The organism is Neptunomonas antarctica (assembly GCF_001305295.1).
GTDB classification, from domain to species: Bacteria; Pseudomonadota; Gammaproteobacteria; order Pseudomonadales; family Balneatricaceae; genus Neptunomonas; species Neptunomonas antarctica.
Genome location: NZ_LJSI01000021.1, coordinates 266908 through 278713 on the forward strand (window position 1 = coordinate 266908; position 11806 = coordinate 278713).

The 11806-nt window shown below is 42.1% G+C and carries 7 protein-coding genes and 1 tRNA gene; 6 read left to right on the plus strand and 2 right to left on the minus strand.

Going from position 1 to position 11806, the window contains the following annotated elements; all coding sequences use genetic code 11:
- The 6 genes from Nant_RS03750 to Nant_RS03775 all read left to right on the plus strand — a co-directional run bounded on the left by Nant_RS03750 (nucleotide 1) and on the right by Nant_RS03775 (nucleotide 8827).
- Nucleotides 1-654 carry a response regulator gene (locus Nant_RS03750; RefSeq protein ID WP_054340291.1) on the plus strand — a complete coding sequence of 218 codons (654 nt, stop codon included), beginning with the start codon at nucleotides 1-3 and terminating at the stop codon, nucleotides 652-654.
- 180 nt (nucleotides 655-834) lie between these two features.
- Entirely contained in the window at nucleotides 835-1827 is a 993-nt protein-coding gene (locus tag Nant_RS03755; protein WP_054340292.1) for an HlyD family secretion protein, read from the plus strand.
- Nucleotides 1827-4556: a ribosome-associated ATPase/putative transporter RbbA gene (gene rbbA, locus Nant_RS03760; RefSeq protein ID WP_054340293.1), complete on the plus strand. Its 2730-nt coding sequence runs from the start codon at nucleotides 1827-1829 to the stop codon at nucleotides 4554-4556. The genes Nant_RS03755 and rbbA overlap by 1 nt, the downstream gene beginning before the upstream one ends.
- Nucleotides 4553-5683 carry an ABC transporter permease gene (locus tag Nant_RS03765; RefSeq protein ID WP_054340294.1) on the plus strand — a complete coding sequence of 377 codons (1131 nt, stop codon included), beginning with the start codon at nucleotides 4553-4555 and terminating at the stop codon, nucleotides 5681-5683. Before rbbA ends, Nant_RS03765 begins: the two co-directional genes overlap by 4 nt.
- 222 nt (nucleotides 5684-5905) lie before the next feature.
- Nucleotides 5906-5982 (plus strand) — tRNA-Val (locus tag Nant_RS03770).
- Between the two features lie 1411 nt (nucleotides 5983-7393).
- Nucleotides 7394-8827 (plus strand): P-loop ATPase, Sll1717 family, encoded by a 1434-nt coding sequence (locus Nant_RS03775; RefSeq protein WP_054340295.1) that lies wholly within the window; start codon nucleotides 7394-7396, stop codon nucleotides 8825-8827.
- 202 nt (nucleotides 8828-9029) lie between these two features.
- Here the strand turns inward: Nant_RS03775 and Nant_RS03780 are convergent, their stop codons facing one another.
- Together Nant_RS03780 and Nant_RS03790 are read right to left on the minus strand one after the other, a co-directional pair.
- On the minus strand, nucleotides 9030-9773 hold the full coding sequence (locus Nant_RS03780; RefSeq protein WP_054340296.1) for an AlbA family DNA-binding domain-containing protein: 744 nt from the start codon (nucleotides 9771-9773) through the stop codon (nucleotides 9030-9032).
- 257 nt (nucleotides 9774-10030) lie between these two features.
- Complete coding sequence (locus Nant_RS03790; protein WP_054340298.1) at nucleotides 10031-11806, minus strand: restriction endonuclease subunit S; 1776 nt, start codon at nucleotides 11804-11806, stop codon at nucleotides 10031-10033.

Below are 11806 nucleotides of genomic sequence, written 5' to 3' on the forward strand. Positions count from 1 at the left end.
ATGGACAATAAGATGATACGGGTTTTGTTAGTAGATGATCACCCACTCGTGCTGGATGGTATAAATGCCTGTTTATCCGGGGAACCTAATATTGAAGTGGTGGGCCAGGCAAACAACGGCCTGGAGGCACTGGAATTAGCTGAAGCGCTGTCACCTGATGTTGTTTTAATGGATGTGTCAATGCCCGTCATGAATGGGCTTGAAGCGACCAAAGAGCTAAAGTTACGATTTCCGGATTTTCGGGTACTTATATTATCGATGCATGAAAACCGTGAATATATTTTACAGCTTATTCAATCGGGCGCGGCGGGTTATGTTTTAAAGGATGTATCATCGAAAGAACTGGTTAAAGCAATTGAAGTTGTACACCAGGGAGGGACTTATTTCAGTTCACGTGCCTCGGATGCCCTGATCAGACCGTTTGACTCAGGCCGACGAAATACAGGTGTGAGCGACAGTCGACCAAGCCTGACAAAGCGAGAAGAAACTGTTCTTAAACTGCTGGCAGAAGGTGGCAGCAACAAAGATATCGCCCGCCAATTGGATATTTCGGTCAGAACAGTAGAGACACATAGACAGAACATAAAACAAAAACTGAACATACAGACAGCAGCCGGTTTGGCTAAATATGCGATTGAAAATAATCTGGTATAACCGCTGTTTTCATGAAGTAACCGAACTTTTTAATTTATTCATCACTCTTTCCGCGCCTTGATAATTGTTATATATCAATAGAAATTCAGTTTGCTCATAAACCTGTTCTATTTTCATATTCATATATTAGAATCAACGGATAATACAGCTGTCATCCTGCTGTTATGGAGAGTATTTGAAATGGCTAGTCTTCGTTTTTCAATGAAACTATTCGCTATCGTTGTTTTGTGTTCTTTAGTGGTTACAGGTGCGTGGATTTATTATCAACGTCATCTTGAGCCGGTAATGCCTGATTTTATTGCGTCTGGAAATGGCCGGATCGAAGCGGTTGAATATGATATAGCCACTAAATATCCGGGGCGACTGGAGAAAGTGTTGGTTAATGAGGGGGATATGGTCGAACAAGATCAATTGCTCGCTAAAATGAATACGGACTCGATAAAAGCTCAACTGAGAGAAGCGCAAGCGGGTTTGCGTGAAGCAAAGGACGGTCGGGACTATGCGCTCGCTATGGTGACGGTTAGACAAAGTGAGTTGGTCTATGCTCAGAGAGAACAAACCCGTGCCGCTAAATTAGCGAGTTCAGGTCATGTGTCTCAGGAAAAGCTCGATCAATCTAACACTCAGTATGTGACAGCAGCAGCCATACTCAAAGCAGCTCATATTCAGGTCACCCGTGCGCAATCGGGTATTGAAGCGGCTGAAGCAGCTGTTGCTCGCCTACAAGCTGAGTTGGATGAGACAAACCTTTCTACTCCCATTAAGGGTCGTGTGCTATACAAGCTGGCTCAGGTTGGTGAGGTTTTAGGATCGGGTGGGAATGTGTTTACCATTCTCGACCTGACCGATGTATCTATGTCTGTTTTTGTACCTACAGAGCAAGCAGGCAAGATACAGGTGGGTAGTGAAGCACGCATTATTCTCGATGCTATTCCTCAATATGTTATTCCTGCGACGATCTCATTTGTGGCAGCCAGAACTCAGTTCACACCAAAAGCAGTTGAAACCCGATCCGAACGTGAAAAACTGATGTTCAGAGTAAAAGTTACAATAGACCCCAAGCTCTTGAGAGAGCATATAGAAGCGGTTAAAACAGGTGTGCCTGGTGAAGCTTATATCTTGCTAGACCAAAAACAGTCTTGGCCAGAGAGTCTGCTGGTTAATTTGCCATAATGGTTAACTCCGGGAAGTGTGTTGCTGTCTTGTCAGGCGTATCTCACCAGTATGGTGAGACTTATGCTCTAAAGCAGGTTGATCTGGAAATTCCATCTGGCTGTATGGTTGGCTTGATAGGGCCAGACGGAGTGGGTAAATCTACTTTGTTAGCGTTAGTGGCGGGTGCCAGACAGATTCAGGAAGGCGCTATTCGTGTGTTTGACGGTGATATTTCGGCCGCTCACTATAGGAATGAAATAGCGCCGCGGATTGCCTTTATGCCACAAGGCTTGGGCAAGAATCTATATGCGACCTTGTCAGTTTTTGAAAATATTGACTTCTTTGGTCGTTTGTTTGGTCTGCCTTCTAAGCAGCGACATCAGCAAATTGATGAGCTCTTATCTGCAACGGGTTTGGCTGCTTTTCGTGACAGGCCTGCCGGAAAGCTATCCGGCGGTATGAAACAAAAACTAGGGCTATGTTGCGCGTTGATCCATGCCCCGGATTTATTGATACTGGATGAGCCAACAACGGGTGTAGACCCATTATCCCGCCGCCAATTCTGGGAGTTGATTGGGCATATTCGCCAGCGTCGGGCGGGAATGAGCGTGATTGTTGCCACCGCTTATATGGATGAAGCGGAGTTGTTCGATTGGATTATCCCCATGAACATGGGGAAGGTGCTTGATACTGGCAGCGTAGCCGATATCAAACAACGCACCAATACCGATAATCTCGAGTCTGCTTTTATCAATTTGTTGCCTGAAAGTACTCGCAATGAGCATCAGGTGTTATCTATCCCTCCGTTAAATATTAAAGATAAGAAAATCGCTATTACGGCACGGGGTTTGACTAAAAAGTTTGGCGATTTTACAGCGGTAGATAACATTAATTTAGAAATTACTCAGGGTGAAATATTCGGATTTTTAGGCTCAAACGGCTGCGGTAAAAGCACAACAATGAAAATGTTGACGGGTTTATTGCCTGTCAGCAGCGGAGAAGGGTTATTGTTTGATCGGGCAGTAGATCCCAATTCGATGGCGATTCGCCACCGGGTAGGGTATATGTCCCAAGGCTTTTCGTTATATGGAGAGCTAACCGTACTACAAAACCTGGAACTCCATGCCAAGTTGTTCCATATGCCCGCAGACTATGCAAAAGAGCGTATCAGTAGTTTGCTGGACCGGTTTGCATTGAGCGCTTATCAAGACGTTAATTCTATGGAATTGCCTTTAGGTATTCGACAGCGCTTATCGTTAGCGGTAGCGGTTGTTCATGAGCCTGAGTTGTTAATTCTTGATGAACCCACGTCCGGTGTTGACCCTGTCGCGCGTGATAGTTTTTGGGCGTTGCTAATCGATCTTTCACGTAATCATGGCGTTACTATCTTTATTTCTACCCACTTTATGAATGAGGCGGAGCGATGTGACCGTATCTCACTGATGCATGCTGGAAAGATATTAGTGACGGATACCCCAGATGCCATCAGTAAAACTCGCCATGCCAAGACACTTGAAGACGCATTTATTGCTTATCTCGAAGAAGCACAAGGAGGAAAAGAAGAAACTCCCCCAGAGCAGAAGCTCGTCGATAATGCATATCCTATTCCCGTTAATCATGCCTTTAGCTTACGCCGCTTATTTGGTTTTAGTTATCGTGAAGCATTAGAAGTATTACGCGATCCGATTCGTCTGGCATTTGCTTTATTGGGCTCAGCTATACTCATGCTGGTACTGGGATACGGTATATCGCTGGACGTTGATGATCTGACGTTTGCTGTGTTAGATCAGGACCAGACCCCACAAAGTCGTAACTATATTCAGAATATTTCGGCTTCCCGGTATTTTATAGAGCGTGCGGCGATCGGTACGACCGATGAACTTGATCAACGGATGCGAAATGGCGAGTTAAGTTTTAGTGTTGTCATACCCCCGGGCTTTGGCGTGGACCTGAAACGTGGACGTGTGCCTGAAATAGCGGTTTGGGTAGATGGAGCGATGCCGTTTCGAGCGGAAACGATTGGTGGTTATATGCAAGGCATGCATACTGCTTATTTGACAGACCTGACATTAAAATCCCTGGGTTATGTTCCCACGGTTCTGCCTGTCAGCATGGCGTCACGTTACCGTTTTAATCAGGACTTTAAGAGTATTTATGCCTTAGCTCCCAGTGTGATCCCGTTACTGCTGATGTTTATTCCGGCTATTTTGACGGCTTTATCGGTAGTCCGGGAAAAGGAAATGGGCTCTATTGTTAATTTATATGTTAGCCCGGCCACGCGGCTGGAATTTCTGTTAGGTAAACAGCTTCCCTATATTCTTATTAGCATGGTGAGTTTTGTCATACTTCTGTTTGTGACAGTCTATATTTTCCAGGTGCCGATTAAAGGCGATCTTTACGCTTTGTACCTCGCCGCTTTTATTTACATTATTGCTACCACCGGCATTGGTTTATTTATGTCAACATTTACGCAAACGCAAATTGCGGCGCTTGCTGGCACGGCCATTGTTACCCTACTTGTTACCGTCAGTTTTTCGGGCTTAACCAGCCCGGTATCTTCTTTGGAAGGGGTAGGACGTCTGATGGGTGAGAGTTGGCCGGCAACATATTTTATTATCATTATTCGGGGCATAGTAACAAAAGGCTTAGGCTTCACCGAATTGGTCTCACATTTTCAACACTTATTAGCTTTTGCCCCGCTATTTACTTTAGTGAGTGTGATGTTATTAAGGAAGCAGGGAAAATGAAGTTTCGCGCTTTAGACATGAATATCCTGCAGTTAAGCATCAAGGAATTCCGCAGCTTATGGCATGATAAAATCTTGCTGATACTGATAATCTGGGCGTTTAGTGGTGGTATTTATGTGGCCTCAACAGCGTCATCACAGGAGCTGAACAATGCTCCCATCGCTATCGTTGATGAAGATGGTTCACCGCTTTCCAAGACTATTGGCAATGCTTTTAATGAGCCCTATTTTAATAAACCGGCCTATATTGATTTCAGTGAAGTGGAGCCTGCTTTAAATTCGGGGCAATACACGTTTGTGGTCATTATACCTTCTGGATTCCAAAGTGATCTGATGGCTGAAAAGCAGCCGACTCTTCAGATAAATATCGATGCAACCCAGATGTCTCAGGCAGGGATTGGTGATGTATATATCCAGAACATTATCGGTGGAGAAATTAATCAATTCGTCACTGGCAAACTAGACGCGTATGAACTGCCGGTAAAATTGATAGTCCGCAATAAGTACAATCCAAATCTCACCAGTAGCTGGTTTGGCAGCATCATGGAAATTATCAATAATGTCACGATGTTATCCATCATCCTTTCCGGGGCCGCTGTAATAAGAGAGCGGGAACACGGCACACTGGAGCATTTGCTCGTTATGCCCGTTAAACCGCTGGAAATTGTGCTCTCCAAAGTACTTGCCAACGGTCTTGTTGTGCTTGTTGCTGCCACTCTTTCTTTAGTTTTCATCGTGCAATATGTATTACACGTGCCTATTAAGGGCTCTGTTTATCTCTTCGTCTTAGGTGCCGGGCTTCATTTGTTTGCTACCACGTCAATGGGTATCTTTTTAGGGACTATAGCGAGGACGATGCCGCAATTAGGCTTATTGTTTATCCTGACAGTGCTACCCCTGCAAATGCTATCTGGCGGTATTACGCCTTATGAGAGCATGCCGCAGATCATACAAAATATTATGCTAATAGCGCCGACTACTCACTTTGTTAATTTATCACAAGCGATTCTTTATCGCGGGGGAGGTTTCAGCATTATTTGGAGTCAACTACTGGTACTGGTTTTGATAGGCAGCGTCTTTTTATTGAGTGCCGTTAGTCGCTTTAGAGCGTCGGTAGCCAATGCTTAAATAGGTTTATTTGGCTGGTTTTTTAACGTTCATGTTTTATCGGTAATTTTTATAGGTGTTTATTTATAGTGGCTTTATTAGCTCACTGAAAAAGCAAGAGTGGGTAGTATTCGTCCAGTAACGTATGATGTTGTAATTAAACCACTATTTAGATCCGATATTTAGATTTTAAAGTTGCACGGGCGTCATTTTTTTGGTCTAATACTCCCGCTTCATAGCAATAGGACTATAGCTCAGTTGGTTAGAGCGCTACCTTGACATGGTAGAGGTCGGCGATTCGAATTCGCCTAGTCCTACCAAATTCTACAACGAAAACAGCTGCTTACGGATCATCCCGGGCGGCTTTTTTTGTATCTGATTTCCCGTGTGACCAATATGTGACCAATATATTTGTACTCATAGAGGTCTGTTATGGATGTCAGGGTGTATTTTTTTGTGTTGGTTACCCAAGTGCGGTAGTTCACGCACAGTAGAGCGCGTGCTCCAGAGCGATTATGTAATCCTCTATTATCTGCTCAGTTACTTCATGCGGCATGTTTAGCTTTAAGCTGAATGCTTGTATATCTTCAATACTCAAGCCGTTAAGGCTATTACAGCGCCTTGCTGGTGGTTGTCTTGTTGCGTTGCCATATATCCTCCTTGAATGCTTTAAGGCTTCCTGCCTCTGTTCCGTATCCGATAAAAGAAAATCTAGTGTCTATTATCTGAATGTATGAGATAGGGATTGCTATTACTTGTTGCGTAACAACTCAGAGCGAGCGTATCTGCAACCAGAACCAGCCCTTAAGGGAGCATAACGGTTACACTACAAGCGCTGAGTTCGCCAAATACAGATCCTACTATGATATAAAAAAATCAGTATTTAGCAGCATGACGAACTGTTAGGAATAATGGAGGCAAAAGAATTTAGAAAAGGTGGCATATCATGCGTTACTGGTGGATTAATCAAAACTAAACATACAAAAGTGAAGTATCCGGTGGCTTCCTTTGGTCCCCAAAAACCAAGTCGAACGGTCACCGTAACCAGTTCTACCAGAATATGTGTGAAGTAGTTCCAGAAGATGTCGTATTCTCATTTTGTGATACACGGATCAAAGCTCTTGAGCTTGCTATGGAGGCAGCGCAATCAGCCCCCAAGCCAGATTTTGGTTTAGTAGGGGATGCTACGGAGATGAGCGTTTTGTAGCACCTGCTTCCACAGCGGGGGACCAAGGGAGTAGTAAACCATCATGAGGTTGCTTGGTGCCAAAGCTGACATCATTATCGATCACACCGCTGGCAAGGAAACGCTTCTCATCCGGCTTTAATAATTTGGTTCCAGCCTATGTGTTCTTTCCATAAACCGCTAGCGACCCAAGGCTTATAGTAATTAATAAGGTAACTGCGATATAGTTCTATCCGATGGGTAACAGGAGTACCCGCATCGTAGACTGTAATTTTGATTAACCTGTGTGCTTATAAAAGTAAAGTCAGGCGGATTTGTAGGATGTATATCATTAATGCTTTTTCCTCTCTGGCAGCTCTTGCCTTAGCATGCTTGTTTTGGTGTCTACAGATTCTGCGCTACATTAATTTCACTGCCTCTGGCTACTCATGTACTTTATAAAGTAGCTATGTTTGCAAGTTTCTAACCTTTAATGGGTGTAAAAACAAGTTGTTAGCTGCGATTGGCAGGTATCGTCATTCTAAATTTCTATTGTTAGGGCAATTATGAGCATTCAGTTATTAGAAGAAATTGAAGATTGGAAGTTAGAAGCTAAATTGGAAGATAGTGAGCGATATTTCTACCACACCAGAGTGGTTTCTCGTATATTGAAGGGACAAAAGCTATACATTGTAGGCAGAAAAGGAACTGGGAAAACTGCAATAAGTGAGCATTTAGCTACCTTGAAAACATCTGGGTTACTGCCAGTAAAACTAACCTTTAAAAACTTCCCGTTTAACAAATTGTATGAACTTCAGGATAAGGGTTTTACGCAACCAAACCAATACATTACCCTGTGGAAATATGTAATTTATTCAACGACATGTAAACTTATGGCCGATAATCCCTCTATTGAATTAGAAACACGCCAAAAGCTTAAAAAAATATTTAATGATGATATTGAAAACGCGTTACCTAGCGCGGTTGAGCGATGGACAGGGCTTGCATTTGACTTAAAGATTCTTGGTAGCGGCATAGGTTTTGGTAATACCAAGGAAACTATTGAAAATACCAATTCGGATTGGACACGTCGTGTAGATATTTTAGAAAAGTTTCTTTATCAGAAAATAGGGAGTGATAAATATATCATCATGTTTGACGAACTAGATGAGGATTATAAGGATATTATCGAGCCAGAAAAGTATAAACAATATACGGAGCTGTTAACTAGTTTGTTTAAAGCTGTTCAGGATGTAAGAGCTAAATTCTCAAAACATAAATTCTTTCCGATTATATTTATTCGAGACGATATATATGAAGTAATGCAAGATCCGGATAAAACAAAATGGCTTGACTATAAGATTGACCTTGATTGGGATGAAGCGTCAATAAAAAACATGTTAGCGTTTAGGCTGTCGAGAGCTGTAAATGAGCATGACCAAGTAAAGGAATTTAACGATATTTGGCAACAGTTGTTTGAGCCTGGTGGGGTGAAGTATGGTGATAGACAACGTAAAAGCATGCAACCCTTTGAGTATATTACTAGAAGCTCGCTTTTGAGGCCGAGAGACTACGTACGGTATTTACAAGTTTGCGCTGAATATTCACTAGAACATGGCCATGATAAAATTAAACCACCAACAGTGGCTCATTCAGATACTGCATTTTCAAATTATTTACGAAGCGAACTTGAAGATGAGCTTCATGGTGTGATTCCGGATATTCATAGAATTCTAGATATATTTACAACACTAAGAAAGCAAACTCTGCGGATTGACGAGTTCAAGCAAGCTTTTGATGAGGCCGTTTCACAAGACTTGATTAAAACAAAAGATTTTCAGTTTGTCTTACAAATGTTATTTCATTTTAGCCTTATTGGGAATCAGCCTTCACAAAAGAGTCATCAAGTTTTTCGTTATAAAAATAAAGAAGCTCGATTTAATATGAAGGAAAACATAATATTGCATAGGGGGTTGTTTCGTTCGCTTCAAATTTTATAAACAGGTAATGATCGCTCACGATAGGGCCTGGTCAAACTAAAATGAACGTCTTGACTAGGCCTGATTTAACAGCCAGTGTTTGATTAAGTAAGAATTATTCACCATATTTAAGTAATAAACTATTAATTAACGCTACGGATAATGGGGTTTTCGAGCGCAGCGTAGAAAATTGTTCGAGTTAATGCGATAGTTAGGAACATTTTTATAGCTCAAGTTCGTGTTCTATTTTAACTTTTTTCTTCTCAATTAAATCCGAGACAAAATCATGGTAATCTTTGAATTTGTCACCTTCTATCATGGCCCTAAATCTTGCCGCCGCAGTAAAGCTATTGCTACCTTCTTGTGTTCTGTACAGTTCTTTTAATTGCTGAAGGTGTTCTGATAAAGCCATTACGTGAGTTGATGAATATCCAGTTTCAATTCTTTCATTTATTATTTTTTGCAGATCATCGTGCGTAGCTTCAGTTGTACTCGTTCCTCTACGTACATACACAGTATTATCTGTTAATCCATCACCTGCTTTTAAACATAAAAAAGGAATAGACTGTGCAATATATTCAACTAGTAATACTTGGAATTTTTTCCCTTTTAATGCCCCGTACTCTGACTCCTCATAAGTAAATGAAAAAACATCCCATGAAACGTCAGTTGGTAAATGTTTCGCAACTCCTTTACTAATTTTTTCTTTATCTTGAAATTCATCAAGCCCTACTGATGTAGCGGTGCCATCCTCATTTTCTTTTACACCAACAATAATTGCGCCGCCGCCAGAATTTGATAGCGCCAAAATGTGCTTTGATAATTTTGGAAATGGAACCCATATTTCTTTAAAATCGAGATAGTCTGTTTCTCCAATATTATCTTTAAGGAGCGTACGTAGTGATTCCCTAGTTGGTTTCTCAAAGAATTGTGCGAATCCTTCGTGTTGTTGTTTGGATAGGCTCATAATTTTCCTGATCGATTTTTAGCGCACCATATTGCTAATAGGGCTCTATTGAATATTTGGGATTTCATTCTCTGTGGTGTTAACTGCTGCGTGTCTATAAAAGTAATACAGTCGAACGGATCATTAAATTCTAGTGGATTAGAAAATTTGATAGTCGATTCGGTGATTATTTTGAGAGCGCCATCTGGGTCAAAGGGTAGATATTTGTAACGGTAGATATAGTTTTCCACAAAGCGCTCCTTATCTGATGCTCGCAATTAGTTTAGAGCTTCGTTAACAAGCGTATCGGTCAGCAGCAGTTGAGTTTGCTGGTTGTGTTGTAGGCGCTCTTTTAGCTGGTCGCAGAGGGTGAATAGTTCGTTGATTTTGACGACTATGCGGTGTTGTTCTTCCTTGGGTGGGACACAGAGCAAAAAGGTTTTAATACTCTCTTGAGTAATGCTAGCCTGGTTGGCAGTCCCTTGTGCTTCATGGACTAAATAACTTTTGAATATTGGAGAGTTAATACATGCAAATAGATACACCGGGGCCAGCTCTTTCCAAGGCCTTATCCTGACTGCATTTTGATTTAGTAAAGAATTATCAAACAACTTATTGATTAGGAATGATCTCCCTACAGCAGATATAGGGGCTGAAAACCAACTACCGACAGTCGTCATAACAATATCACCTTCGTGAAGAAGGTATTGAGCGAATACCAAAGCACTATCAGGGGCAATGTATACAGAGTTTTGAATATGATTTTCAGTGAGGTTCTGAATTTTTGTAATCATCAAACCACACTCTAAATAGTCTTTAGATTTGAAAGCATACCCTTTCTGATATTGAACTAAGTCTCCCATTCTAGACCAAGCCCAACCATTAGGTGGGTTGAAACCGACCTCCTCATCATTTATTTCAGTAAGGGGCTTCTGCTTTTTAATTTTCCCTTCCTTGATGAGCTTTGCCCTATCAGTAGCAACCTTCTTGAGTAATTCGCTGGCGGGTTCGTCGTTGGGGTTTTGTGGGACGAGTTTGCCCATGACGGCCAATTGCAGGATGGTTTGTTTGAGCTGGTCGATACTGGCTTCGGTGGTGAACAGGGTGTCAAAGTGTTGGCTCAGGCGTGTCCAGCTGTCGGCTAGTTCGTTGGCATTTTGGCTTTGAGTGAGAGTGCCTAGCAGAGTGTCCACCAGCAGCTGATGGGCGTCGAGTTGCTGTTCGGTTTGTTGCTCTAGCTGGTCGCATAGGGCCATTAGTTCATCTACTTTGGCGACTATGCGGTGTTGTTCATCTAAAGGAGGCAGAGGCATAGGTAGATGATTAATAGCTTTCAATCCTAAGTTTTTGATAGTCGAGCCAGTTGCATTAGCGCGAGCATAATCAGAAAAATATGGAGCCATTATTAGTTTTTTTATAAATGTTTTAGATAGCTCTGTTGCTAGATTGAAATAACATGCGCTTTTTCCAAGCATGATGGCTTCTCCAGCATAAAAAGCAATATTTCCAAGTGTGCCGTTTATTGAAACTAATACTGTTCGGGAGTTTAGGTGTTTTTTGTACTTTTGATATTCTGCTTCATTTACTCGTTTTGTTTCTGGCTTAATAACGATCATCCCGTCTTTCAAGTTATTACCATTAACAAAGTAATATTCGCCTTTATCATCGTAGTTCGGCGTGCCATGCAACCCATCACCTAGTAGCGTGGTGAGGCCCTGTAGCCGCACCCATTTCCATCCCTTCGGCAGTTCAAACGGTTTTTCTTCATCGCTGATTGGTGGCAATGTTTTTTGTTTTTTGATCTTTTTATCTTTAATCAGCTGATCCCGTTCGGCTACAATCCGTTTCAGCAAAACTTCCGCCGGCTCATCGTCTGGGTCTTGTTCTACCAGCTTACCGCGCACCGCTAATTCTAATATCAGCTCACGCAGCTTTTTAATGCCATAGAGACTTTTCTTGCGACTGTTGCCACGACCGGCGCTGCTTTTGTTTTCGATGGCGCTGGTCCAGAGGTCGATATGTTCGGTTAGCAGCTGTTGTATGTTACGGGTCAT

Coding starts and splice junctions, on each gene's coding strand:
- Nant_RS03750 (WP_054340291.1), top strand. CDS start 1: ATGGACAATAAGATGATACGGGTTTTGTTAGTAGATGATCACCCACTC.
- Nant_RS03755 (WP_054340292.1), top strand. CDS start 835: ATGGCTAGTCTTCGTTTTTCAATGAAACTATTCGCTATCGTTGTTTTG.
- rbbA (WP_054340293.1), top strand. CDS start 1,827: ATGGTTAACTCCGGGAAGTGTGTTGCTGTCTTGTCAGGCGTATCTCAC.
- Nant_RS03765 (WP_054340294.1), top strand. CDS start 4,553: ATGAAGTTTCGCGCTTTAGACATGAATATCCTGCAGTTAAGCATCAAG.
- Nant_RS03775 (WP_054340295.1), top strand. CDS start 7,394: ATGAGCATTCAGTTATTAGAAGAAATTGAAGATTGGAAGTTAGAAGCT.
- Nant_RS03780 (WP_054340296.1), bottom strand. CDS start 9,773: ATGAGCCTATCCAAACAACAACACGAAGGATTCGCACAATTCTTTGAG.
- Nant_RS03790 (WP_054340298.1), bottom strand. CDS start 11,806: ATGACCCGTAACATACAACAGCTGCTAACCGAACATATCGACCTCTGG.